The organism is Cohnella baijiui, assembly GCF_020731285.1.
In the GTDB taxonomy this organism is placed as follows: Bacteria; Bacillota; Bacilli; order Paenibacillales; family Paenibacillaceae; genus Cohnella.
In genome coordinates, this window is the sequence record NZ_JAJFOW010000003.1 from 50670 (window position 1) to 76809 (window position 26140).

Genomic DNA, 26140 nt, shown 5'->3' on the forward strand with positions numbered 1-26140 from the left:
AAGAATATAGGTTTCAACAAGGATCGGTATTTTCAGAAACGCCAGAAACCATTTAGCGTTTCATTCGGGCTATTTCCTTTGAAGAAGGAAGTGAACATATGAGAAGACGAGCGATTCGCATTCAGGTATGGGTGAACAATGATGAAAACGCAAGACTTCAGTCGAGTGCGAAAAAATCGGGACTTTCACAGGAGGGTTATATTCGATCTCTGATTAATGGCTATGTTCCGAAGGCGATGCCGCCACAAGACTATTTCGCGATGATGCGCGAGCTTCACGCCATCGGCAATAACCTTAACCAACTCGCAGCGAAGGCCCATGCGACAGGTCATCTGGATCGAGCGGCTTTTCAGCAGGAAGCAGACCACTTGCGCCGCGCCGTCCAGCAGATTCAACAAGCCGTGACCGCACCGGAACCGAGAACCCAGCTACAAGGAAATCCTGACGTACATCCACCGTAAAGGGGACAGCGCACATGGCGACAACCGCAATATGGGACGTTACCGACCGCCTCAAGCGTGTGCTGGATTACGCCACCAATCCCGATAAGACCGATCAAGCGCGTGTAACGCATGATGATTTACAGCAAGTGCTCGCTTATACCAGCGCGGATGCCAAAACGGAAAAACAGCTTTACGTGAGCGGAATCAACTGCGATCCGCTTACCGCTTACGAGCAAATGCAGCGAACCAAACGACAATTTCAAAAGACCGATGGCATTGTGGCTTTTCATGGGTATCAGGCGTTTGCACCGGGCGAAACGACGCCGGAAATGGCACATGCCATTGGCGTCAAACTGGCGAAGGAATTATGGGGGGAACGCTTTGAAGTCGTGGTATCAACCCATTTGGACAAGGAGCATCTGCACAATCACTTCGTCTTAAACTCGGTGTCGTTTCTGGATGGTAAACGCTACTACGATAACAAAGCCTCTTACGCGCTGATGCGGCAAACCTCCGACCGACTTTGCCGGGATCATGCCTTATCGGTCATTGAGCAGCCGGAACCGGGTAGGGCCAAGCATTACGGCGAGTGGCGAGCGGAACAGGAAAGCAAGCCGACTTGGCGCGGCTTGATTCGCGAGGACATCGACGCCGCTATCGCCGCTGCCATGACGATGACGCAATTCTTCGCGATCCTTCAAAAGCAGGGTTATGAAATGAAGTCGAACGTCAAGCATCTGGCGGTACGCCCGCCTGGCAAAGAACGGTTTGTTCGAATGCGCAGTCTTGGCGACGATTACACGGAGCATGCAATAAAAGAGCGCATTCTGCAAAACCAGTTGCCGCAGCGTCAGCCACCGTTGCCGTTGCCGCGGCGTAGGCGAGCCGTCATCATTCGCAGTACCCTGCACATCGGACGTAGATTTAGCGGCCTGCAAGCCTTGTATCTGCGTTACTTATTCAAGATGGGGATTCTGCCTCATTCCCGCGCGTCCCTCAAACGGACGTCTTTTTTATTGCGCGAAGACTTACGATATCTGACGGCCATCACGGAGCAAACCAAGCTGTTATGCCGTCATCGAATTTCCAATACGGATCAATTGACGGGTTATCTTGACGGGCTGCAAACGGAATTGCGACAAGGATACGGCTCCCGCAAAATGCTGTACAACCGGCTTCGCCGCTGTCAGCTTCCCGAGCAAATCGAGTCGTATAAATCGCAAATTGCCGAACTTTCCCGTCAGCTTGCGAAGCTCCGAAAGGAGGTGAGGCTTTGTACGGGCGTTCTTGCCCGATCCGACGAACTGGCAAACAAGCTGCAACGTAACGAGGAAGACCAATCGACACGAAGGGAGGCCAATGTCCATGAGCAGCGGAACGGAGGCGGCCGATCAGGTCGTCAGCATGAGTCTTCGTGGCATTGAAGTCATGGCGAAAATTTCCGGCGAAGGCGCGAAGCATCTGGCCGTTTATTTGTTCGCCGCCCTGCAAGGGCAAAAACGAACAAGAGGCCGCATTCGTTTGGAAAGCTTGCTGCGCAGCGGTAAGGAACTGAAGGTATTTGCAGTACGAAATGAAGACTTGCCGACGTTTTGCAAAGAAGCGAAGCGGTATGGTGTCCTCTATTGCGCGCTGCGTGACAAGAAAAATGTGGACGGGCTTTGCGACGTCATGGTACGGGCCGAGGATGCGTCCAAGATCAACCGAATAGTTGAACGCTTCAAGCTGGCGACCGTAGATACGGCCAGCATCAAGCAGGAGATTGTGAAATCCCGCAGCGAGAAGCAGTCGGTCGAGCGTGAAGGGGCGGCGCAACCACCGGAGCAACATGCCGGGACACCCGAAGAAGGAGCCAACGAGTCGCCAGCTTCAAATGAGGGAGCGGTAGTGAGCGAAGATTTTTTGGACGATTTGTTGGGAAAGCCCGAGCCGGCGGCAGAGGTGCAGCCGGTAAACGAGCAGCAGGGAACCGATCAACCGGCGGCCGAGGCGTGGGAGGTCGAGCGAACGGAACCGGAGCGTCCGCTTCCCCTCCCGCCGACACAGGAGGAGAGGACAACGGAACCATCCTCTCCGTCCGCGCCTACCTCCGAGCGCAGCGCGGCATACGAAAGGGTTACGATTGACCCTGAAAAGCCGAAGGAAAAAGTGTCCGTCCGCCAATTGCTGCGTGAAATTCGGGAGGAAAACCGGGCGGCAGAGAGCAGACGGCGGCAGCAGGTGCAGGAACCGTCGTTGCCTAAGCGCAGAGATCGCGGGAACTCGGCATCCGGCAGTAAAGCATCCGTTCCGATGGCCGGGAGTCAAAAGCGAGGGAAATCGAAATGAGCGAACTGGACGAGTTATTCCAGCCCCAAGTCACGACGGCCTCCGGTCAGCGTGAGCAGCCGTTCGACAAAGAAGCGTGGGCGCAAAAAAAGCAAGAACTGCGGCAGTGGACGTATGAGACGATTGATACTGCCACAGCCGCCATTGCGCAAAACGGCGAACAATTTCAGCATTATCTGGACGTACAAAGCCGTTTTGATCTCTACAGCGTCGCGAATGCGCTGCTTATTTTCGCGCAGCGCCCGGATGCCACTCGCATTGCTGATTTTGATAGCTGGAAAGAACAAGGCGTCTATATCCGGCGCAAGGAATCCGGATTTTACATCTTGGAGCCAGGCGAGGAATACAAGCGAGAAGATGGGAGTACCGCAATCAGCTACAACCCCAAGAAGATGTTCGATGTTGCGCAAACAACCGCACCGAAAAAGGAATCACCGATCTACCCGGATGACCGCACGCGCATCAAGGCATTGATGGACCGCTCACCTGTTGCGATTACGATTGGAGATGCCTTGCCTGCGGAGGTTCATGCGCTCTATCAGCCGGATACGCGAAACATCGTGATACGTCGCGGGCTTGGGGCCAGTGACATTTTTCGGGCGCTCGCACAGGAGTTGGCGCATGCGGAGATTGATTGCGGCCATAACGACTACAGCCGCTCCCATTACAATTTCCAAGCTTATTGCGCCGCGTATATGCTTTGCAAAAAGTTCGGCGTCGAGACGGCTTCTTTCCGCTTCGGCCGGGTTCACGAACGGCTCAAGGAGTTGGAGCCGCAGCATATTCGCGCCGAGCTGACGGTGATGAAGGATGCGGCACACGACATTTCCCGCCGTATGCACCGTATGCTGGCCCAGCAGCGACAGCAGCAACCGAATCGCAGCGATTCCACCCGCTAGTCGTGGCATGCTTTTCATTTTTCTGTTGGGAGGAGTGGCGATGAAAGAGGAAGAACGCATCCTGAGAATGGATCATTACGAGCATGGCATTGTCATCAACGCCTTGAATGCGCTCCGCAACGACTTGATCGGCCAGCAGCGGCCGACCGATCCTGTTGACGATTTACTGCTCAAAGCGATTGACGCTCCCTATCAAAAAATAAAGCGCCGGAGTCATCATGCGGCGCGCTGAAACCGCAAGGAGTAATCTTTTACTCTTTGCGGTTTTTTTTATTCCGGTCGTGTGGGCGGCGCTGCTTGCCGCCCCCGCTTTGTCAAAGGGATTACCGGCACTTCTGTTGTATCTCAGCGAGGCGATTAACAATCCCTTCCAGATTCAATGGGTCGAGGATACGCCGCGAAGCTTGTTGCTGTTCACGTTGATTTATGGGATTTCGGTCGGCATCTACTTGGCGTCCCCGCGCAACTATCGGCGGCGCGAAGAGCATGGCAGCGCACGATGGGGCAAGGCCGGACGGATAAATGCCAAGTATCGCGACAAGCAACCAGAACAAAACAAGATTCTGACGCAGCAGGTACGCATCGGCTTGGATGGCCGCAAGCATCGCCGGAACCTGAATGTTCTTGTCGTCGGCGGTTCCGGGTCCGGCAAAACGCGGTTTTACGCCAAGCCGAACGTTATGCAGGCGCATACGTCCTTTGTCGTGCTCGATCCCAAGGGCGAAATTTTGCGCGATACCGGGCATCTACTCAAGTCCGAAGGCTATGACATCAAGGTGCTGGATCTCATCAATCCACACCGTTCGCATGGCTACAATCCATTCGCCTATTTGCAAGACGACAAGGATGTTCTCAAGCTGGTCACCAATCTGATCCGCAATACGACACCGAAGGGCAGCAATACCAACGATCCCTTTTGGGAGCGATCCGAGACCGCCTTGCTGGAAGCGCTCGTGCTATACCTCCTATATGAAGCACCGCCCGAGGAGCAAAACTTCCCAATGGTCATGGAAATGATCGCGGCTGCGGAGGTGCGGGAGGAGGACGAAACGTACCAAAGCCCGCTCGATGAACTATTCGAGCGGCTGGCCATGCGCGATCCGGAACACCTTGCCGTCAAGCAGTATAACATTTTCAAGCTGGCGGCGGGCAAGACGGCCAAGTCCATTTTAATTGGCCTCGGCGTTCGATTGGAGAAGTTCAATTTGCATACGATTGCGGGGATGAGCATGGTCGACGAAATGGAATTGCCCGTTATGGGGGAGAAGAAGACGGCGATGTTTGCCGTCATTCCCGATAACGACAGCAGCTTCAACTTCATTGTCGGCATGCTCTACACGCAGCTTTTTCAATGCTTGATGTACGAGGCGGACTATCGGCATGGCGGACGCCTGCCGGTTCATGTTCACTTTGTCATGGACGAGTTCGCCAATGTAGCGCTTCCCGACGAATTTGACAAGCTGCTCTCCACGATGCGCAGCCGGGAAATTTCAGTTTCTATCATTTTGCAAAATTTAGCGCAACTCAAGGCGCTGTACAAGGATGCGTGGGAATCGATTGTGGGCAACTGCGACGAATTTTTGTACTTGGGCGGCAACGAACAGTCTACCCACAAATACGTCTCGGAGCTGCTTGGCAAGGAAACGATTGATACCAATACCTACGGCCAGAGCAAGGGGAGAAACGGCAGCTACTCGATCAACTACCAGCAATCAGGCCGCGAATTGCTCACACCAGACGAGGTGAGGTTGCTGGATAACCGCTTTTGCCTGCTCTTTATCCGTGGCGAACATCCAGTCCAGGACGACAAATATGATTTGCTCAGGCATCCTCATGTCTCGCTCACGACGGATGGTAACGGTCTTCCCTATCAGCATGGCGGCACGGAACACGCTTTGGACTGGCAATCCGTGTTCCTTCATGCAGACGGGGATTATGAACTTCTTTCGGAAGAAGAAGTAGAGTCGTTATTTTTACGAAGGGAATGATGAACTTGAAAATGAAAACGAAACGGCTGCTGGCCCTGTACATCGTGCTGATCTTAACGGGAACTGTATTCGTCTCCACTGCTTATGCAGAGGGCGATCCGATGACGACAGTCAACAACCTGTCTACTTTTATCTTCGGTTTAATCCGTGCGATTGGCATGATTATTCTCGGTTTCGGCATTGTTCAAATTGGATTGTCGCTAAAATCCCATGACCCTTCTCAGCGCGCAAACGGGTTTCTGACGCTCGCCGGAGGGGTCATTATTACGTTTACGAAGGAAATTCTTACCCTGATTGCCGGATGAGCCTGAAGCTTTGCATGAAGGGGGGCGGACGTTTCGTCTGTTCCCCGTTTACGGAAGGGGTGAGCATGTGTCAAAAAACAGTTGGGTGATCGACAACCTCGAAAATGCCTTGGATACCTGGAACGATAAGATGAATGAAATCTGGAGCCTCGTTACGCAATCGCCAGCGGATTTTAAGGGTGGGGGCGTTTGGCGTGTCATCACAGATATTCACGGTGCGTTGCAGGCGACGGGACTGGCGCTTCTGGTCTTGTTTTTTGTGATTGGCGTGGTGAAGTCGACCGGCAGTTTTGCGGAAGTGAAAAGGCCGGAGATGGCCGTCAAGCTGTTTATCCGTTTTGTGCTCGCCAAGGCGATCGTAACCTATGGTCTGGAGTTGATGATGGCTCTCTTTACGATTGTACAGGGGATCATCTCAACGATGATGGGACGCTCCGGGTTTGGAACGACAGAGGCTATGGCCTTGCCGGATACGGTAGCGCAAGCGATTGAAGACGTTGGCTTCTGGCAAAGCATTCCGCTGTGGATCGTCACCATTCTCGGCAGTTTGTTCATTACGGTGCTATCCTTTGTGATGATCCTTTCGGTGTACGGGCGCTTTTTCCGTATCTATTTGTATACGGCAATAGCCCCCGTTCCACTGTCCGCATTTGCGGGGGAGCCAAGCCAAAATATCGGCAAGTCGTTCCTGAAAGGATACGCGGCAGCGTGTCTGGAAGGCGCGATTATTGTACTGGCGTGTATCATTTATTCCGCCTTTGCTACCGCTCCTCCAGCCGTCGATTCTAGTGCGGGCGCGGTTACGATGGTGTGGACGTATATCGGGGAACTCATTTTCAACATGCTCGTTCTTGTCGGTACGGTGAAGATGGCAGATCGTATCGTGCGCGAAATGATGGGACTGTAATCACCTTGTGAATGATGGGAGTTATCGGATTGCGGTCAAAAATAGCTTCAATAGCGCCAGAGCATCCTTGCGCTGCTTCTCTGTGCATTGATTGAGCGCAGCCATAATCAATGCCGTTTCATCGTAATGTGTGGCGCTCTCCTCTTGACCAAGGAGCAATTCATTAGGAGAAAGCTTGAGCAAATTGCAAATACTGAACATCGTTTCAATGGACATCCCGGCTTTACCTCGTTCAATATCGGCGCAAAATCTTGGAACCCGTCCAACTCGTTCAGCTAGTTGTTCACGAGAAATTTCCAAAGCCTCTCGTTGCTTCCGAATGCGTTGCCCCACCTTCTTTTTATCGTAACCAATCATCAAGCGTCACCTCTTTACAGGGGTTGAGTTTATAACTCCCATTATGTAGGAGTACACAATTGACATAAATGAGATTAAAACTTACCATCGAAGTAGTCTTCTAACATACACCGTGTTTCATTCAAAAATGTCGGCTCTCACAATAAAAACGGGAGGATGGATAAATGAACGAATTGTTAAGAGAGCTGGAAGAGGAGCGGCGAAAGCTGAATACGCTTGGTGAACAGTTAATAAAGCAATCCATTTCTTTATCCGGCCATCAAGCATTTCAAGAGCAAAGTCAGAAGGTCGATCAGCTAGTAGCCTGCTATCATCACATGAAAGCCAAGCAGAAGCAGCAGGTAAGGTAAAAGAGTTGTGGGGGGAAGCAGGCAATGGAAATTCCACCGTGGTTTCGAACAGCTATTCAAGGTCGATTGGACTACGTTTCTGCACGATTCGAGCATCATCCTGCTCTCAAGCGTGTTCGTGCTGAAGAAAAGAAGGCTTTTCAAATCTTGTTTGTTGGTATGGATATTGGTCGTATGCCTGAATTTGAAGCTTGGGAGGACAGACATCATTTTAAGCAAGCGATTATGAATGAGTGGTTATATTTGCAAGGGATGAAGGATGGCTTTCAGCTTGCTGTGGAACTATTGAGCAATCCTGTGCCATTTGATGACGACACACTGTTCAAACCTGAACGCAACGAGCCTGAGGCGTAGACTGCTCATCCGGGAGGGATAAAAAGTGGAAGTAAAAATCAACCGGGAAATCCGGGATTATACGGAAAGCTTGTTCTTCGGACTGTCCTTGCGGCAGTTCTTTTTTTCTATTCTGGCGGTCGCTGCGGCGATTGGACTGTATTTCGGGCTGCGCAGTCATTTCGGACTGGAAACGCTCAGTTGGATGTGCATATTAGGGTCAGCTCCCTGCGCTGCGCTCGGGTTTATCCGCTATCACGGTATGACGGCGGAGCAACTATTGTGGGCGTATGTGAAGTCGGAGTTTCTGATGCCAAGACGGCTTGTCTTCCGCTCGACCAACATATACTACGAAGCGCTGAAAGAAAGCCTGCACAAGCGTGAGCAAGAAAGGATGAAGCGAGATGATTAAGACGCTCAGGCGCACCATGAAGCAAGACAAGGAGCGGTCTGTCATTCCCAAAAGCGTACAACAAGCGATCCCGATCCGCGCCATCTGGCCGGACGGGATTTTTGCTGTCGGCAACAAGTTCTCGAAGTCGTTCCGTTTCGCGGACATAAATTACGCTGTCGCATCGAGAGAGGACAAGGAGACGATGTTCCTTTCCTACTCCGAATTGCTTAATTCGTTTGACAGCGGCGCGACGACGAAGATTACGATTCACAATCGGCGGCTGAATCAGGCAGATGTTGAACGTTCCATTCTTATTCCGCTCCAGCACGACGGGCTGGATGTGTATCGGCAGGAGTACAACGACATGTTGCTTGGTAAAGCGACAGATGGCAACACAAATGGGACGATTCAAGAGAAATACATCACCATCTCTGTGGTTAAAAAGAACGTGGATGAAGCTCGCCATTACTTCGCACGGGTCGGCACGGAGTTGACGGCGCATTTCTCTCGTCTTGGCTCGAAATGTACCGAGCTTGATGCGACTGACCGCTTGCGTATTCTGCATGACTTTTTCCGGATTGGCGAGGAAGCCGATTTTCGCTTCGACATGCAGGAGATGATGCGGAAGGGACACGATTTCAAGGATTACATTTGCCCGGACACCTTCGAGTTTGCCAAAGATCATTTTCGGATGGGCGAATACTACGGTCGGGTCATCTTTCTGCGCGATTACGCCAGCTACATCAAGGACAGCATGGTAGCCGAGCTGTGCGACTTGAACCGCAACTTGCTGCTGTCGCTCGATGTGATCCCGATTCCGACCGATGAAGCTGTCCGTGAAGTGGAGAATCGACTGCTCGGCGTGGAAACGAACATTACGAATTGGCAGCGACGGCAAAATCGCAACAACAACTTTTCTGCCGTCATCCCTTACGACATGGAGCAGCAGCGCAAGGAGAGCAAGGAATTTCTTAGCGACCTGACCACACGCGACCAGCGGATGATGTTTGGACTACTTACGATGGTGCATGTCGCGGACAGCAAAGAACAACTCGATAGCGATACGGAGACATTGCTCACTACGGCCCGCAAGCATTTGTGCCAGTTTTCCACGCTCATCTACCAGCAAATGGATGGTTTGAATACAGTGCTGCCTTATGGGCTGCGAAAGGTTCATGCTTTGCGGACGTTAACGACTGAAAGTACGGCTGTCTTTATCCCCTTTCGAGCGCAGGAGATCATGCATCCAGATGGCATTTATTACGGGCAAAACGTCATCAGCAAAAATATGATCGTCGCCAATCGAAAGCAACTGCTGAATGGAAACAGTTTTATCCTTGGCGTATCCGGTTCCGGTAAAAGCTTCGCTGCGAAACGGGAAATCGTCAACCAGATATTGGCGAGCGATGACGACATTATCCTGATTGACCCGGAGCGGGAGTATTCCGCTCTGGTAAATACGCTGGGTGGCGAGACGATCCACATCTCTGCTACTTCGTCGAACCATATCAATGCGATGGATATGAACCGGGATTATGGCGACGGAGCCAACCCGATCATTCTTAAATCGGAATTCGTCCTATCGCTGTGCGAGCAGTTGATCGGAGGACATCAGCTTGGGGCCAAGGAGAAGTCGCTCATCGATCGCTGTACCGCCGCTGTGTACCGCAAGTATTTGCGGAGCAACTATAAGGGACAGCCGCCGACATTGCAGGATTTTCGCGCAGAGCTGCTCAAGCAAGCAGAAACGGAGGCGCAGGATATCGCGCTGGCCATTGAATTATTTACTTCCGGCAGTCTGAATACGTTCGCCCAATCGACCAACGTCAACGTCCACAATCGGCTGATTTGCTACGATATTCTCGACTTGGGCAAGCAGCTTCTTCCCATTGGCATGCTGGTTGTACTCGACAATATCTTGAATCGGATTACGCAAAATCGCGCCAGAGGCAAGAATACGTTTATCTTTATTGATGAAATCTACCTTTTGTTCCAGCACGAATACAGCGCTAACTTTCTTTTCACACTCTGGAAGCGTGTCCGAAAGTATGGCGCTTTTTGCACAGGTATTACGCAAAATGTGGACGATCTGCTACAAAGTCATACAGCCCGCACCATGCTTGCAAACAGCGAATTCATCGTCATGCTGAATCAGGCCAGCACCGACCGGATGGAGCTTGCCGAGTTGCTCAACATTTCGGACCTGCAACTATCCTATATTACGAATGTTGACGCCGGGAATGGTCTGATGAAGGTCGGCAGTTCCCTCGTACCGTTTACCGACAAGTTCCCGCGGCACACGAAACTGTATGGCCTAATGACAACGAAGCCCGGAGAGTAATGGATAAACAACTGTAGGCGGCTGGTCGCAAACAGGATCAGCCGCTTAAGCACTAATATACATCTCTCATGGACTCTTCATCAGTAAATCTTGGCTGTTAGGAAACTTACAATGTTCTGCCGAGTATTCGGCCGAGTATCGGCTAAAGGCCAAAGTCCGGAACGACAGCTCGTAAAGTTCCGAGAGCTTGGCATTGAGGACAGTTTTACTTTTGTCGATAAGCAGAGTGACAAGAAGGGATCGAGTTTGCCCGGCGGACGGCGTTATATTTGGTCGGCCTAAGCAGGAGATCGACGGTAAATTTGTGGAAACGTATCGGGAATGGAGAGCTGGCCAGATTACCGCGACGGAGGCTATGCGTCAGATCGGTATGAAAAAGCCTACGTTTTACCGGCGAGCGAAGGAATACGAGAAAATCAATGAGCGGTTCTAGCTGTCGCCCGTTCCTCGGTGGCTTATATGGCGGAATACCAGCGAAGCTGACACAACAATCCACAAAGTAAATGTAATTAAAGGGAATCAGTTTTACGAAATGGCTTCATACTTTTTCAGTTGAGAATGTAACAAAACATGGGACAACTTCAACGAGAGCACGACGCTGATTGACGTACTGGGGAATTACCGTGAGCGCATGGGCTGCTACCCGGCTGTTTTTCAAGCGGATCAAATCTACTCTACCGCACGCGCGAGAACTGTCAATTCCGCAAGGAAGGGCATTCGGCTAAGCGGCCCGGCATTGGGAAGCAAGCCCAAGAACGGGTCGACAAGCGAGGAAAAGCATCCTCAAGCAGGACACCGGCAAACGAAACGCGATTGAAGGTAAGTTTGGAGAAGGCAAGCGCAAATATGGGCTTGGCTGTATTCATGCACGCCTTGTCTAGACAAGCGTATCGGTGATTATCCTGCAACTGCTGGTGATGAACCTAGAGCTCAGGCTCCGTGTTCTTTTTTGCCTTATTTTCACGTTGCTGTCTCGCCGTCGCATCGCCGGGAATTTCCTGAAGAACCATTCAGCAACCCCTATTTAAGCCAGGTCACTTTTCCTGAGGCCAGGTGATACTCACCTCCGATTATTTTCAAATCGCCATTCGCTAACTTCTCGTTTAGTGCTGAATGTTCATGTAATTCTTCCTCGACCAATTTGACATTTTCAGAGACAGCCCGATCAATCATGTCTTCTTCGGCTAATCCAGCGGATATCGCCGTTTCAGCCGCTGGTTCAATCTTATTGACAATAGATTGTAAATAAGCTGGATGTTTCCTTCTATTTAATGCTTCAATAACCGCGCCACAGTTCTCATGCCCTAAAACTAACACCAGTGGAACGTTAAATGATCCACTGCATATTGGACACTTTCTATGACATCATCATTCACGATATTTCCTGCAACTCGAATCACAAATCTGGCATCCGATACCTTTGACAAGATGTCGACACCCTTGACAACAGGAACCTCCATTGGGATACAAACGTTACAAATGGAATTGGACCCGATCTCATGTAACGCATGAACCCCCATTGTTATAACTGCTTGCCTGCTTACCTGCATGAAAGGTGCAGTCGATTCGCGAGAGGATGACGAATCTTGATGTGATGAGTCCTTACTCGTATAGCCCGGCATTCGCACCCACTCCTTATGTTCTTTTTGAAAAATCAAATAATCAGATATTTGAATATGTGGGGCTATACAGGAGTTGCAACCAAATCACAATCCATTCTTTCCAGAATGCTTTTGGGTGAAGTTGTGTTATGATATTCATATATTCAAAAGTATAACGATTTAAGGAGGCGTTAGCCGTGAATCAAAATATCCAACAGTTTAAAGCCGATTTTTTTAAGGCGCTGGCGCATCCCATGCGGATTCGAATCCTGGAGGTTCTGAGTGAGGGAGATAAAAACGTAAATGAGATACAGAGTATTTTAGGCTCAGAGGGTTCAGCCGTTTCTCAGCAGTTGGCAGTATTGCGAAATAAAAATGTGGTGACGGGCTTAAAAGATGGTACTTCTGTCATTTATTCGTTACGTGACCCGTTGATTAAAGATCTGCTCGCAGTCACAAAGCAGATCTTCGATAATCATCTCGTTGATGCTATTTCATTACTTGAGGTCATTCGAAATGAATCTTAAACTGAAAAACAAGGGTATCCATGAGCAACATCAAGGATCACCTTGTTTTTTTTGTTTTGCAGTAGGAAACATGGGGAGTGACACGAGATTATTACGATTGACATTATTCGATGACAGGAGTAACATTTCACATATATTCAAATAATCAAATATATGAAGAAGAGAAGGTAGTTCAGATGAAATTGACGGGAAGATTTGAAGGATACCATGCGGCCGCATTCCGCAAGGATCTTATTTCAGGCCTTATAGTTGGCATTATCGCCATTCCATTGGGGATGGCGTTTACTATTGCTTCTGGTGTAAAACCGGAATATGGCATTTATACCACCATCGTTGCCGGTATCTGTATTTCCTTGTTCGGGGGTTCTAAATTTCAAATTGGCGGCCCAACCGGTGCATTTATTCCGATCCTTTTCGCGATTATAATGGAATACGGATACGAAAATTTATTGCTTGCTGGATTTTTGGCGGGAATTATTCTTGTTCTTATGGGGCTATTTAAACTCGGTGCGTTGATAAAGTTTATTCCTCGCCCTGTAACCATCGGATTTACCGCTGGAATTGCCGTCATAATCTTCAGCGGACAGATTGCCAACTTTTTAGGTTTGAGCGGTATCGAGAAACATGAGAATTTTCTGCCTAATATGAAGGAAATTGTGATGCACCTCACAACTACGAACCTCTACAGTGTTATCACAGCGGTGGTTTGCTTGGCTGTCATCCTCCTAACACCGAAGTTTCTACCGAAAGTCCCTGGTTCCTTGGTGGGACTTGTCGTATCCACTGTAGTGGCGACCGTATTCTTTAAAGGGGAAGTAGCAACGATTGGATCGTCATTTGGGGCTATTCCAAGCACCCTTCCCCATTTTCGTTTTCCTGATCTAACTTGGGATCGCATTGAAAACTTGATTCGCCCCGCCTTTATTATTGCCATGTTGGGCGGCATCGAATCATTATTATCAGCGGTTGTTGCCGACGGCATGACCGGAAGTCGTCACAACAGCAATCGGGAACTGATAGGGCAAGGCGTCGCCAATATGGTAACCCCTCTTTTTGGAGGCATACCAGCGACAGGAGCCATTGCACGAACAGCAACCAATATCAAAAACGGCGCGGTTTCACCTCTGTCGGGTATTATACATGGCATTGTTGTATTGATGGTGCTCATTTTGTTTGCGCCTTATGCATCGGAGATCCCACTTGCTAGTATGGCACCGATTCTGATGCTGGTTGCCTGGAACATGAGCGAACGAAAAGAATTCGCTCACGTCTTGAAAACCAAAACGAACGATTCCGTTGTCCTCCTTCTTACCTTTTTGTTAACGGTCTTTACGAATTTAACGACTGCCGTTGAAGTCGGATTAATTTTGGCTGTTCTGCTGTTTGTGAAACGTATGAGTGACGGGTTACTGGTTTCCAAGGTCTTGCCTGACCCAACAGTTAAACATGAAAAAGTAAAAGCTCATATGGTAACCGTAGGCCACGATTGTCCACAAATCGGGATCTATACCATCGAAGGCCCTCTCTTTTTCGGCGCCGCGAACATGTTTGAAAAGTCCATTATGGATACGATTCATCTAAGGCCGAAAGTGTTACTGCTGCGCATGGGCAAAGTACCTTTTATGGATACGACGGGTGAATCTTATCTGTCCAGTTTGGTGAAACATTTCGAGAAATTAGGCGGGATTGTCCTTGTATCCGGAATTCAAGCTCAGCCTTTGGATGTATTGAAGAGAACAGGGTTGTATACGATGATTGGGGCTGAACATTTTTTTGGACATACCGGTGAAGCACTTAACTTCGCGCTATTGCAACTGGATTTGAATAAATGTCTAGGTTGTAAACATTTCGCTTTCCGGGAATGTGCGACGTTATCAAACAAGGAGACTCAAAAAGAAGTGATCACCGGCTTAAAGCCAGATCCAGCAAGGACATAGCCTATTCTCACTCAAAAACGCCCTAAAGACGAAATGAGGTGAATGGCTATACAACTTACACTTCAGCAATACAGAGTAAATGTATTTAAGATCATGGCTCATCCGCTGCGATTGCAGATTTTAGAGTTACTTTGTGAAGGACCGAAAGGTGTCAATGAGCTTCAATCGCGTTTACAAAGTCAAGGTTCAACAGTATCCCAACAGCCGCCTTCATTCGCCTACTTGTTAAATCCCGCATTTTTAATGGACTCGAGAAAATAAGGTAAAATTACGGTTGCATCAATCACACAGGTAAATATAACAAAGACATAGGAAACCGGAAAGCTTGACATATACATTCTTCCGGTTATAGCAAAACAGAACGCGAAGAATATCGCAATAATCCAGTTTAAAGCGATACAAATTTGAATCAACAAACATAACCATTTTTGACTCCAACTCATTTTGCATTGACTCCTTTTATCCGTTAAGGTTTCTTTTTATTTAGTTAGGTCTGGTCCCATTTTTTCCAATTGGCCAAACATTTAAACCTGAAATGAAGGACAGTTCCTTAATGCCAGGTTGCCTTCGGTATTGATCCGTATTGCCATTCAGGGTACTTTTAGTTTCCCTGCATTATTCAATTTAACCGAAACTTTAATTTCTTGCAGGGATTCCGTTGTTAAGTTGAAACCACCTTCGGAATAGATCTTTTTCCAATCTTTATTTTGCTGTCGGTACAACGCATGTTCCAGTTGTAAAAGATCGGAATGGATTTCAAGCCCATTCTCAAAGGTTTTTTGGATTTCATTTCTGACTTGTTCTGCCGCTTTTTCTTCCATAAGTTGTTCGGACATCGGTTGGATGATCTCGTTAACAACTCCCGAAAGTTTTACATCGACGGTATACGTAACGCCATTTCCCTTGGCTTGCGGGATAATTTTGATCTTTGGGTTTTCGAGCGACAATGCAACCTGAGGCTTTCCACTACTTCGAATAATTAAAGGGCTGCGTTGGGTTTTAGGCTCCACCCAGCGAAGTCCAGGAATACTTTCAATGCCCAGCCGTCCTTGATATTTTCCGTCCTGGAAAATGAAAACGCCATCCATTTCAAGCATCGAATGCCGACTTCTATCTTTTTTCCAATCCCGATCGGAAATTGCTAAAGAAGGCAAAAGGGTCGCCTTTCCAGGTTCGTACATATCGGACACGAACTCCCTAGAGGTTAATGGGGAAATGACCGATTCTTGTTTGTAACTCTCCTGCGGTTGATGAAGCAATGATATAAGCGGTGATAGATTAAAAAAAGGAGTAACCGCAAAAACTTGGTCTAGAGGCTCTGTAGTGCCAAAAAACCATGGCGTGTAGCGCACTTCATAATAGCGGTGCCTCAGTTCATCGATCTCCTTTAATCCCTTTCTCAATGCGTTTTCACTTACAACAACGGCGATTATTTGACCGAAAAATATGCGCATCTGCGATGTGCGGTACAAATCATTAACGGCACTAATTGTCGTTTCCCCCTTGCCTTGGCCGACCCACACGGGAATTGGCTGGAGTGGCTTCCCGGATTCCATTTTGGCAACGCTCGAGAAGTCAAGCAGTTGCCCATAAACGGTGTATTGATCGTTGGCATAATCGATCCCGATACTCGTTAAATAATTGATGTCTTGAATATCCTTCATATCCCAACAGCCAGTTAGTAGAAGTGGGAATATCAAAAAAAGGGAAGTGAGCTTCTTCCATTTCGCCATTAGGAATCACCTTTCCTTGTGGAATCTTTCGTATGTAATATTTCAGGTCGGCGATTTATTTTGTTCCATGGTTTTCGGATAACCGCCGCAATAAAGTCCCTCCAGGTTAGGGGAGATAAGGGAGCAAGGTAGGGTACGCCAAAGGACTCCAACCGCGAAAGATACAAAACAACCGCAATCGTAGACAAAATAAATCCGTACATGCCCAGCACCGACGAACAAATCAATACAAAAAATCGGATGATGCTAACCGAACCCACAAGCGATTGATTGACCAATGTAAAACTTGAAACTACGGTTATGGCCGCTACGACAAGTAAAGTCGTTGAGGCAAGACCGGCACGAATCGCTGCATCCCCAACCACAATTCCTCCAACAACGGCTACCGTTTGGCCAACCGCTTTCGGCAGTCTCTCTCCGGCTTCTCGGAAGAGCTCTAACATCCAGATCATTAAAAAAGCCTCTATGGCCCCATTCATAGGTAGCCCTATTCTTGACAGCGCGATCGTTGCTACAAGCGGATACGGTATTTGTTCTATATTATAAGATGAAAGTGCAATCCAAAAACCCGGCAGAAGCAATGACACTACAAGACCCGTTAGACGCAAAAACAATCCCAAAGAAGCATAATAAAACGGGAAATAGGCGTCTTCAGGTGACTTTAATAACAGTGTTAAATTGGCTGGTCCAATAACGGCATGAGGGGCCCCATCGACAATAATGGCGAATCGTCCGTGTATGAGACAGTCTGCCACATAATCGGGGCGACCGGAATAATCCAGCAAAGGAAATAAGCTAACCGAATTATCGGAAATGGTTTTTTCCAATTGGCTGCTTCCCAATAAGGCGTCTATGTCAATATGCTGTAACCGGTTTTTCGCCTCCTTAACAATGTCAGGCTGAATAATATCTTCGATGTAGAGCAAAGCGACTTTGCTATTGCTCCTTTTTCCAACTGTAAATTGTTCATAGCAAAGAGAATTGGTGCGAAGGCGTTTTCGTATCAAGGCCACGTTGGTTGTTACTTCTTCCACGAAGCCGTCTTTCGGCCCTTTTATGGATATTTCTGTGTTTGATTCCGAAGGGCTTCGATGTGGGGGAGAAGCAATATCCAATGCATAGACAGCATTCAACTTTGAAAAATAAATTAGGAGTTGACCTGAAAATACGCGTGTTATCATATCCCCAGTCTGATCAGTTGGGGTTAATTCCAGCCTTTTATCGAACTCCATGCCCGGTTTCGAATGATGCAGCATAATTTCCAATCTCGGAAGCACATATTCGTTAATTTGCTGCATATCCGCCAAACCTTCGCAATAAATAAGGTGTACCGTTTGCAAAGCTTCAGCATCGCCGAAGTCATACTTATCCATCTTCACATCCGCGCAATGACGAAATAATGAGCGAAACCCCTCTGGTGACCATTCGTTCTTTTGGGGCATGGCGACAGATCGTTCTAAAGAGGGCGTATTCTTTGTTCCATTATTCACTAGCGATTTCCAAAACCGGCGAAATATCATTGTCGACTCACCCCTGTTTTATTTTTCACGAGTACAGCTATAAACAACAAAAGCGATACGCCTACAACCAATCCTAATGACAAAGGTAAATAGACATGTTTCAAGAAACTGGCATACTGCATGTCGCTAATGGGCAGTTCAACAAGGAAGACCATGACGATACCGAGTATCGTTAGCCAAATAAGCCTCATGTTCTTATTCTGACTTGCTGGCAATAAATCAATAAGTAAAAGGAGCGCGATGGAAATTCGGACAAAGGCTCCTGATAGCCACTGATAAATAGATAAGAAATCGACATGACGAATATATTTTCCAACCTGTACGAGACGCCATTCTTCATAAGCCGGGTATCGCAGTTTGGCTGCTTCAAAAGGCCCGAATTCGGCGATTGCACCCGTAACGGGTCCAAATACCAATATAACCAAGAAGATGGCCAATAAACATAACGACCATGGACGAATGTTCGATTTCATTCGATGTTGAAATAGCAGAATTATAATTAATTCTACAAGTCCGCCTCCTACATACATACATCCTTTGAGGACGGGCTCCACTCCATGTTCCATGACGGGTGTCAATAAGGAGTAATTTTTCTTGGGAAGATTGGCGCTCATGACAAAGTCCCCAAATACCACCACGAATGGCAGCAAAATGCCCGACGTAATCGCGATCGATCGAATTCCGGATTGAGCGGCAACACAACATAAAAGAACCAACGAAGCGGATAAAACAAGTTGTGGCGTTTTTGGCAAGTAGGAAGCATGCGTCCAAACGGTTGTTTCTTTCACCGTCAAAACCATGAGCAAAAATAGGTAAGCAATGAAAAAAGCCCGAAACGAGACGCTTATCGCCGTTCCGTAATTTTCGCGCAACCAAGCCGCTATCGGTTGCTGTTTTGTTTTTTTCATGATGTAGTAAAGAAGCAGGGTCCAAATTATATATGGCAAAATCACAGCCAAAATACTTAACCACGCGTCTCTTTTCGCCTCTTGCAGCAGGGAGGGAATGACCATGACATGGTTCATTAACCCTACCGCTAGGGCGATGATTGAAAATGATGGGATAATGCCAATAGCGGAACCTGTTTTATTAACCATAGCGAACTCCCCTCAACAACAAATGGTTCCTTCTTCTTCAGCTTGTTATCCAAAGCGGGAAGAGTCCATGAACTTAATATATACATTCATTTCCACAATCATGGTAAGTATTCACGAGATTAAGAAGTTGCAATCAGGTCAGCTTGATCTTTAAACTGAAAAGAGCCAACGCCGTAGCGTTAACCCTTTATCTGGAAAGACGACTCAAACTAGTGTCCCTATGTATAATGGAGTAGTACAAGCGTTGCTGACACCACCCGCGATATCGACCGTATCTATCCAGGGTGTATTTCAGGAGTTTCCTCCATCGGCGAACTGGAGGCCATGCTTGCGCAAAGCGGTTTTACCCAAATTGAGATCGAACCTAAAGACGAATCCCGGACATTCATCAAGAATTAGATTCCCGGCGCAAATGTCGAACAATACCTGGTGTCTGGTGTCGCCGCGATAAGTGCTATCAAGCCTTGAGCCATGAAGGGCCGAACTGTTGCAGCTCGAGTTGAGTTGAACATGTTCGGCATATAAGGCGCTGCCGGTAAGTTGGCAGCGCCTTTGCCTTTGCTTAGCGTATATTTTCGTTAAAATGTTGGCGAGACCCCCAAAGAAGAAGAGGGTTGTGTTATGTTCGAACATACGTGACTAAGGTGTGACACCAAGCAAACTTTTGGCATCTATTGAAATATGGTAAAATAAATCAATACAAATATGTCGAATAGACTAGGAAAAAAGGCAAACCTGATCGAAAGACAGGGACGCAAAGCCACGGGTCTTCTGCACTAGTGCAATGATCGCCGGGTTACCCTCTCAAACCACACCAAGATGACAAGCAGGCACGCCAGTGAGGGGGCGTGTCTTTTTGTCATTTGAAAATAAAAAGAGGTGATCGGTTATGAACAAACAAACAAGCTTTTCTTTAGAGATAAAAGATCTGATCCGTAAGAAGAACGGGAGTATCAAAGTATTACTGGCGGATGGAGACCTAGTTTGGCAACAGCGACTCGCTATGTTGATTAAATCCGAGTCGGATATTGATTTGTCTAACATCGTTTCGACAAAAGAAGAAGCGATCCAAGCGAGCGTACAATTAGACGTTGACGTAATGATTTTGGATATGATTTTGAATTCACCCAAACGGGACGGGTTGGATGTCTTAGCGGAGATTCTCAGAAATAAAGCGTTACCGATTATTGTCCTTTCTTCGATACATGATCCGGAAGTCATGGTGGATGCAGTTGTAGCTGGAGCCGTCAATTATATTACAAAGACCAATTATTTGGACATACCGGTTGCAATCAGGGAAGCATACCGCCGCCAGTCCTCTCTCCATGCGGATGTCGCGGCGATAATCCGCAATGAAATTGGGTTAATAAAGCGAAAAGAATTGCAATGCATGCTCACACCTACGGAAAAAGAAATCTTACAACTCATAGGCTTGGGCTATCGACAGACAATTATCAGAGAATTACTTGGCATTACTTCGAACACCCTGAAATCGCACGTTCGTCATATCACTCGTAAATTCGACACCCGATCCATTCGAGAAGCTGCTGAGAAGGCGAAACGAAGAGGTCTGTATGATCAGCACTATGCTACGTGATAATGGGACTGAAATTGAAACAAGCTTTGAGGAAATTCGAGGATTTTTGACAAAAATGTCATGGCAGAGGGTGACAAAAAGATCACCCTCCCCATTCGAACTAATAATAGGTAAAATGAAAGGGAAATATGAGGAAGAATAGGAACATTATCCCGGACCAAAGGAGGTGGAGAGAAAAAAGATGAATGCTGGAGATTGTTGTCGTGAATCGAAGTCTGAAGAAAATCAAAATGGGACAGGCTCTCGTAAAATGAAGAGGATGGTGCCTTTAACTTACGTAATGATGCGGCTGTCCCCAATATAACAATGAAGGGATGATCGTCATGTATCAATTAGAAACGGAGCGTGAATTATGTTTATTAGCATGGATTGATTTGCACTTCATTCAGCAGTTTTGCGGAAAGAGAGTTGTAGTATTTCTTGGAATTGGGGAGGGTGTTTGATGAATCTTACTCAACAGTCCATCCCCTATGAAAAAGTGGAAGCATGGCTTATGTCCTATAGTGATTGGAAAGCAAGGTTGGAATATGCGCAGGCAGAGCTTAAGCATATTCCGGGATTTACGAGGGCTTTGCATGAGTGGGTGAATCATGGCAATGGAAGAAAACAAGAACCATTGTTGCGTACGGTCATTCATCGGATAGAGATCACTGAACATGAAATCCCGTTGCTATTATCGAGAATCGGATTGATCGATTACGCTTTCTCGTCTCTCACCACAGAGGAAATTTTGTTCGTTCGTCTACGATATTTGGATAAACTGGCGCTTTCGGTCATTATGGATCGCATTTCACTTTCCCGCCGCGCGTTCTTTTATCATCGGAAGCGAATTCTGCATAAAGTATATCGAAAAATCAAAGATCGGGCGGTCCTGTTGGAACTGGATTCCTTTGGAGAAGACTGATCATATCATTACTTCAGAAGATGCATATACGCATCTTCTATTTTTATGGTTCGTGAATTGAAGAATATCACCTCAATCCCCCATCTTTTCAAACAGGCTCTAGGGTCTACCCCCATTTTTAGCAGTCAGTTCAATCTCTCCGAGTACGATTAACTCCTCACCAAGAGATGAGATGCCGTGAATCTTTCTTGCACCGAACATGCACCGAACGCTGCACTAGATTTGCTCTTGCTTTGCACGAATTGTGCACCCGATATGCACGATTTTCCTGATACGATGATAGTATAGCAAGCTTAAGGGCAGCCTACAAGATCATCGGCTGTCCTTTATGTTTGTGAAGCAAGGATTGACGAAACGGGCATAACTTGTTCCATGGTTTCGTCATGTTTCCGCCTTAAGTCGTACAATCATACCGATGAAAGGAGGGCGATGATGCGGTTCCTATTAATCTGCTATTTTAGAAATAGGTAAAAATGCCATCTGAACTGGATACGTCTATATTCATTCTATGTGCATTACTTTGCATTCCAGCCATTGAGCGCCGCTTCATTTTTTTGCTGTGATCAGCAAAAAGAAGCGAAGCGCTCTTTTTTATTTTCTGATTGAAACCCAAAAGAAGGTAGCTATTACAGTGACGAGTGCTGAAGGCATGTGATACGAGACACCAAAAAGGAGCGTTTGAACTAATACGTAGGACAACACCATCCATAAAACAGACTGGCTATTCCTCTCGCAATGGTGTTGCCATGTGAGGAGGGAAATTGATATTATGTGCCCCACGTTGCATGCAATGTCAAACCACGATCTTTTTATGTGTTTTACTATTCGTATGGCTCATAACGCCTCAACGATGGATATTACTATCAGACTTGGCTGCAAATCAGCATTGGATTGCTGAGCGGCAAGGTCTTTTTTATTTATGTAACAAAATCAACAATCGTTTTAAAGGGAGCGTTGGCTGTCGCTCTCCCCCTCCATTTTGGTTTGCTCACAAACCAAAATGGAGGGACGAATATGAAGAGGATTAATTTGCGGGACATGTATCCCTTTATCAAAACGGATGTATGGATCGACTTAGATGATGAAGTGGCACAAGAAATCCGCCGTTTCGACTTAAACGAAAGTGCATACAAATTGCGCACCTATCGTCATCGCGCTTATTACTCGCTTGATCGGAACGACGGTATAGAACAAGATGTTCTTTTCCTTTCGATTTCCCCGGAGGAGTATTACGAGCGTAAGCTTTCCAATGAGCAGCTTTATGCGGCTATGTGTCGATTGCCGGAAAAATCGTTCAGACGAATTTATGCTCACTTCTTCTTAGGCATGAGCAAAGTAGCGATTGCCCAAGCTGAACAAGTTGATGAACGTGCGGTACGAAAATCTATTGAACGCGGCTTAAAACAAATGGCGCAATTTCTCAAAAAAATGTGATTGCGGTAGGTCAAAGGATCCGATTTGCTTGCCAAAATGAACAGATAAGTAAAGAGCTTTATGTAGGCGGCGGCTGGTTATAACCAGCCGCTCATTTTCCATGAGAGGGGCAGGTAACAATGAATCCGATTCGATTTCGAGATGCAGAACACGAAAGCTTCTACTATCAGATGCTGGATGAAAGGAAATGCAGCGACGGCTATCATCGGGCACTTTTCTACACATTAGGTATTTCCCGCGATACTCGGAGTCATATCCGCGATTTGTTTGACTTTTCTAATGGGGGCATTAAGCCCGGAGGTCTCGCAGCCTCGTGGCAAACCGGTAGTTCTATCCGCGTGTGCAGGCTTGCTTTTAATCTGTGGAATGGCTGGACGGAAAAAGGTGGGGAACGCTACTCTTCTCCCCACGAATTATTCGATTGCAGCTACGCTCCCTATTTTTTTGAAGCGATTCAACTTCGTTATCCGGATTATTGCCGAAGCCAGGAGAAGAATTTCAAGCGGCTAAATGAACAAGTTCGCTGAATGGCAACCAGCTAAGGGAGTGGAATAGATGAAGGATATTAAAACGAGGACTGTTGTGAAAGACATTAAACGTTTGGACAGACTGCCAAACTTGATGGATCGTGTAAAACATTCGAGCGCCCGCACAAAACAGCATAAAGACAATGACAAGACGACTTCACATTCTCCAAATGAATATGCACAGCACCATTCTGCATCGGCCATAGAAAAAACGGTACGTTTTCAAATTGAAACGAGCGTGGTTGCCAGCAAAAGATTGATAAGGTTTCTTCAAAAAAGGCAGACAAAGTCAGAGGCGGATACGGTATCGATGCAGAACCCCGCTGCTATATTTACTAAGCCTTCGGGTACACGTCAATTGCGACTTGCCCGTAGGTTGCATCTCCGAAAGCCGGTAGATGGGAAATATCTCTTGTCAGCTAACCATCAATCAAAAAAACAACGCTTTATACGGAGCCGGGTCAATGCCCGGCTTTTGCATCCTCTTCGCAAAAATAGCTTCACTAACCGAATTCTAAATCGAGAAGGTAAAGATCAAGAACCGGCCGGGAAAAAAGGAGTATTTGCCGCCGCGGCAGCTCATTCAGCAAATGTACGCGGGAATCGCCCAAAAGCACTAACATCCGAAAGCTTGAGAAAGCGGCATTTCAGGCAACCGTCATCCCGCATCCCCTTCGCTATATCCAAGCAAGCAAGCCATACGATCAAACGTAAAGAAAGGAAATTTAGGACATTATCGCCATTCATAAAAACGGGACAACGGCTAGGACAGGCTAAAAGCTCCTCTGATTATCAATCGGAAGGAAAACTGAATAGCGCCAGGATAGCACAGCGGACTGCACAGATGGCGATGACTGCCCGCCCCTCCATTCAAAGGGCGCAAGCTGCAGCGCGATTAAATCTTCGGATCATTAAAATGGTAGTAAAAGCAGCCGCTTTGCTTGTCAAAGGGGTAGCCGCACTTTTGGGGATTAGTAGCACCGTTATTGTATTGCTGTGCATTGTTATGGCTATAGCTGCTGTCATTTCCTCTCCGTTCAGCATCTTTGTTTCCGGTGAAAACACGGATGCCGATGTAAAGCCGCTTTCCCGAATCGTTCAAGAGCTGGACATTGAGTATGCCGACCGACTGGCAGAAATACAGCAGTCCTCTGGCCGTGTAGACCAGATGGAGTTTCACTACCCCGGTAGCGCGGACAACACGCGAATAGATAATTGGATGGATATTATAGCCATTTTTGCCGTGAAGACTGTCATGGATTCAGAAAACGGAATGGATGTGGCAACACTTGATGCAACAAGAATCGGCATCATCCGATCGGTGTTTTGGGACATGAATCAACTGGAATCCCGAATTGAAAAGATCGAACATACGGAAAGCGTTACGGTAGAGCATGAAGATGGGACTACCAGCGAAGAGACGACTACCAGCTATGAACACATTTTGCATATTACCGTTTCGAGCAAAACTGCGGAGCAACAGGCTGAATCTTATCACTTTACAAATGAACAGATGGACATCATGAAGGAAATGATGTCTGGAGAGTTTCGGCCACTCATGTTTGCGATGCTAGGTAAAGAAACGGATATTGGCTTGACGCCGGGGCAGCTTGCGGATATTGGGCAGCATTTGCCCGAGGGAGAAATAGGCAGCGAAGTCGTCAAATTGGCGCTAACTCGTTTAGGCGATCCGTACAGTCAACCGAAGGCCGGACAGGATGACTTTACAGATTGTAGCTATCTCGTTCAATGGGTTTATCGACAGCTACGCATTAACCTGCCGCGGACTGCAGCGGAACAAGCAAGATTTTGCGTAGAAAATGGCCTGACAGTAAGCGCGGCGGATTTGGTTCCTGGCGATCTTGTGTTTTGGAGTTACGAGCGTAACGGTAGATTCATGGATATTACTCACGTTGGAATTTATGCGGGGAATGGCAAAGTGGTAGACGCTTCCTCAAGCCGGGGGCAGGTGGTGTATCGCAATCTGTTTGATTCGGATAAGCAAGTGCTGTTTGGAAGACCTGCGGTTCAACTGTAGCGAATATCACGGCCAAAGATATACTCTTGGAATGCTCGGAAGTCTGCAGTGCATGAAGGGCTTTCGAGCGTTACCTCTCTAAAATGCCCCTATAAGGTGTAATTAGTAATAGTGCTTTCTAAATCGTGCTGGTAACGATTCGATCAATGAATTTTCTTGCACTTTTTTTAATTTGTCACTTTATCTGCGACCAGAATGACCTTGTTATGATTGTGCTCAATAAACAGAGGTAGAGGGGCTCTATTCTTATGATATTTCATATTTAAGTTTGAGATCTCGAAATTATTTATTGTGTACACCTGCATCTAAGCTTATACTTAAGGGAAGTGCTTTCCTGTGAGATTTTTTATTCTGGAGCTGATAAATAAATGGGCGTTAGCTATAAAAGGCTTTGGAAGCTGCTAATTGACAAGGACATAAAAAAAACTCATTTGAGAGAAATGTCGGGAATTAGTGCAAGCACCTTTGCAAAGCTCGGTCGAAATGAGAACGTAACAACTGATGTTCTTGTTAAGGTGTGTCGAGCCTTAAATTGTGATATAGGTGATATCATGGAAGTTACAGATGACGATAACTAATA

26 protein-coding genes, 1 pseudogene and 1 riboswitch are annotated in these 26140 nt (G+C 47.2%); of the genes and pseudogenes, 22 read left to right on the forward strand and 5 right to left on the reverse strand.

Annotated elements, in window-relative coordinates:
* Positions 1–98 precede the first annotated feature (98 nt).
* The 8 genes from LKX83_RS03850 (at position 99) to LKX83_RS03885 (ending at position 6870) form a co-directional block, all read left to right on the forward strand.
* Positions 99–461 (forward strand): plasmid mobilization protein, encoded by a 363-nt coding sequence (locus LKX83_RS03850; protein WP_227880854.1) that lies wholly within the window; start codon positions 99–101, stop codon positions 459–461.
* Positions 462–475: 14 nt separating this feature from the next.
* Complete coding sequence (locus tag LKX83_RS03855) at positions 476–1867, forward strand: relaxase/mobilization nuclease domain-containing protein (protein WP_227880855.1); 1392 nt, start codon at positions 476–478, stop codon at positions 1865–1867.
* On the forward strand, positions 1809–2771 hold the full coding sequence (locus LKX83_RS03860; protein WP_153783392.1) for a PcfB family protein: 963 nt from the start codon (positions 1809–1811) through the stop codon (positions 2769–2771). Before LKX83_RS03855 ends, LKX83_RS03860 begins: the two co-directional genes overlap by 59 nt.
* Positions 2768–3670 carry a hypothetical protein gene (locus tag LKX83_RS03865; protein ID WP_227880856.1) on the forward strand — a complete coding sequence of 301 codons (903 nt, stop codon included), beginning with the start codon at positions 2768–2770 and terminating at the stop codon, positions 3668–3670. The genes LKX83_RS03860 and LKX83_RS03865 overlap by 4 nt, the downstream gene beginning before the upstream one ends.
* A 40-nt stretch (positions 3671–3710) precedes the next feature.
* Positions 3711–3902 carry a hypothetical protein gene (locus tag LKX83_RS03870; RefSeq protein ID WP_021877380.1) on the forward strand — a complete coding sequence of 64 codons (192 nt, stop codon included), beginning with the start codon at positions 3711–3713 and terminating at the stop codon, positions 3900–3902.
* A complete protein-coding gene (locus tag LKX83_RS03875; protein ID WP_028598724.1) occupies positions 3889–5658 on the forward strand; it encodes a VirD4-like conjugal transfer protein, CD1115 family in 1770 nt (589 codons plus the stop codon). Before LKX83_RS03870 ends, LKX83_RS03875 begins: the two co-directional genes overlap by 14 nt.
* An 11-nt stretch (positions 5659–5669) precedes the next feature.
* On the forward strand, positions 5670–5963 hold the full coding sequence (locus LKX83_RS03880; RefSeq protein ID WP_256715116.1) for a glutamyl-tRNA amidotransferase: 294 nt from the start codon (positions 5670–5672) through the stop codon (positions 5961–5963).
* 67 nt (positions 5964–6030) lie between these two features.
* Complete coding sequence (locus tag LKX83_RS03885; protein ID WP_227880857.1) at positions 6031–6870, forward strand: VirB6/TrbL-like conjugal transfer protein, CD1112 family; 840 nt, start codon at positions 6031–6033, stop codon at positions 6868–6870.
* A 21-nt stretch (positions 6871–6891) separates the two neighbouring features.
* Here LKX83_RS03885 and LKX83_RS03890 read toward each other — a convergent pair whose 3' ends face one another.
* Entirely contained in the window at positions 6892–7227 is a 336-nt protein-coding gene (locus LKX83_RS03890) for a helix-turn-helix domain-containing protein (RefSeq protein ID WP_227880858.1), read from the reverse strand.
* A gap of 164 nt (positions 7228–7391) precedes the next feature.
* Between LKX83_RS03890 and LKX83_RS03895 the strand changes: the two genes are divergently transcribed.
* From LKX83_RS03895 to LKX83_RS03920, 5 genes and pseudogenes are all read left to right on the forward strand, one after another.
* Positions 7392–7577, forward strand: coding sequence for a hypothetical protein (locus LKX83_RS03895; RefSeq protein WP_076119668.1), 186 nt, complete (start codon positions 7392–7394; stop codon positions 7575–7577).
* Positions 7578–7601: 24 nt separating this feature from the next.
* Positions 7602–7931 (forward strand): hypothetical protein, encoded by a 330-nt coding sequence (locus LKX83_RS03900; RefSeq protein WP_227880859.1) that lies wholly within the window; start codon positions 7602–7604, stop codon positions 7929–7931.
* 25 nt (positions 7932–7956) lie between these two features.
* Positions 7957–8322, forward strand: a complete 366-nt coding sequence (locus LKX83_RS03905; RefSeq protein WP_227880860.1) for a PrgI family protein — start codon at positions 7957–7959, stop codon at positions 8320–8322.
* Entirely contained in the window at positions 8315–10645 is a 2331-nt protein-coding gene (locus LKX83_RS03910) for a VirB4-like conjugal transfer ATPase, CD1110 family (RefSeq protein ID WP_227880861.1), read from the forward strand. The genes LKX83_RS03905 and LKX83_RS03910 overlap by 8 nt, the downstream gene beginning before the upstream one ends.
* A gap of 568 nt (positions 10646–11213) precedes the next feature.
* Positions 11214–11673: pseudogene (locus LKX83_RS03920) on the forward strand (transposase); the annotation flags it as partial.
* Here LKX83_RS03920 and LKX83_RS03925 read toward each other — a convergent pair.
* Positions 11666–11992, reverse strand: a complete 327-nt coding sequence (locus tag LKX83_RS03925; RefSeq protein WP_370639025.1) for a carbonic anhydrase — start codon at positions 11990–11992, stop codon at positions 11666–11668. The pseudogene LKX83_RS03920 and the gene LKX83_RS03925 overlap by 8 nt on opposite strands.
* 451 nt (positions 11993–12443) lie before the next feature.
* Between LKX83_RS03925 and LKX83_RS03930 the strand changes: the two genes are divergently transcribed.
* From LKX83_RS03930 to LKX83_RS03940, 3 genes are all read left to right on the forward strand, one after another.
* The gene (locus LKX83_RS03930; RefSeq protein WP_036684721.1) at positions 12444–12773 is read left to right on the forward strand and encodes an ArsR/SmtB family transcription factor; all 330 of its coding nucleotides are present in this window, start codon (positions 12444–12446) and stop codon (positions 12771–12773) included.
* 176 nt (positions 12774–12949) lie between these two features.
* On the forward strand, positions 12950–14710 hold the full coding sequence (locus tag LKX83_RS03935; RefSeq protein WP_227880863.1) for a SulP family inorganic anion transporter: 1761 nt from the start codon (positions 12950–12952) through the stop codon (positions 14708–14710).
* 93 nt (positions 14711–14803) lie between these two features.
* The gene (locus LKX83_RS03940; protein ID WP_227881116.1) at positions 14804–14971 is read left to right on the forward strand and encodes an ArsR family transcriptional regulator; all 168 of its coding nucleotides are present in this window, start codon (positions 14804–14806) and stop codon (positions 14969–14971) included.
* A gap of 329 nt (positions 14972–15300) precedes the next feature.
* Here LKX83_RS03940 and LKX83_RS03945 read toward each other — a convergent pair whose 3' ends face one another.
* From LKX83_RS03945 to LKX83_RS03955, 3 genes are read right to left on the reverse strand one after another with little or no spacing between them, the layout of a single operon-like run.
* Entirely contained in the window at positions 15301–16443 is a 1143-nt protein-coding gene (locus LKX83_RS03945) for a Ger(x)C family spore germination protein (RefSeq protein WP_227880864.1), read from the reverse strand.
* A complete protein-coding gene (locus tag LKX83_RS03950) occupies positions 16443–17963 on the reverse strand; it encodes a spore germination protein (protein ID WP_227880865.1) in 1521 nt (506 codons plus the stop codon). The genes LKX83_RS03945 and LKX83_RS03950 overlap by 1 nt, the downstream gene beginning before the upstream one ends.
* The gene (locus tag LKX83_RS03955) at positions 17960–19060 is read right to left on the reverse strand and encodes a GerAB/ArcD/ProY family transporter (protein WP_227880866.1); all 1101 of its coding nucleotides are present in this window, start codon (positions 19058–19060) and stop codon (positions 17960–17962) included. The genes LKX83_RS03950 and LKX83_RS03955 overlap by 4 nt, the downstream gene beginning before the upstream one ends.
* Before the next feature lie 718 nt (positions 19061–19778).
* Positions 19779–19864, forward strand: a riboswitch (cyclic di-GMP riboswitch).
* A gap of 85 nt (positions 19865–19949) precedes the next feature.
* On the opposite strand from LKX83_RS03955, the gene LKX83_RS03965 reads away from it, so the two are divergent.
* From LKX83_RS03965 to LKX83_RS03990, 6 genes are all read left to right on the forward strand, one after another.
* The gene (locus LKX83_RS03965; protein WP_185139900.1) at positions 19950–20657 is read left to right on the forward strand and encodes a response regulator; all 708 of its coding nucleotides are present in this window, start codon (positions 19950–19952) and stop codon (positions 20655–20657) included.
* Between the two features lie 442 nt (positions 20658–21099).
* The gene (locus LKX83_RS03970) at positions 21100–21561 is read left to right on the forward strand and encodes a hypothetical protein (RefSeq protein WP_227880867.1); all 462 of its coding nucleotides are present in this window, start codon (positions 21100–21102) and stop codon (positions 21559–21561) included.
* Positions 21562–22575: 1014 nt separating this feature from the next.
* Complete coding sequence (locus LKX83_RS03975; protein WP_076119645.1) at positions 22576–22995, forward strand: RNA polymerase sigma factor; 420 nt, start codon at positions 22576–22578, stop codon at positions 22993–22995.
* Between the two features lie 119 nt (positions 22996–23114).
* Entirely contained in the window at positions 23115–23522 is a 408-nt protein-coding gene (locus LKX83_RS03980; RefSeq protein ID WP_227880868.1) for a DUF6075 family protein, read from the forward strand.
* A 28-nt stretch (positions 23523–23550) separates the two neighbouring features.
* Positions 23551–25560, forward strand: a complete 2010-nt coding sequence (locus tag LKX83_RS03985; protein WP_227880869.1) for a C40 family peptidase — start codon at positions 23551–23553, stop codon at positions 25558–25560.
* 368 nt (positions 25561–25928) lie between these two features.
* Entirely contained in the window at positions 25929–26138 is a 210-nt protein-coding gene (locus LKX83_RS03990) for a helix-turn-helix domain-containing protein (RefSeq protein ID WP_227880870.1), read from the forward strand.
* Positions 26139–26140: the final 2 nt, after the last annotated feature.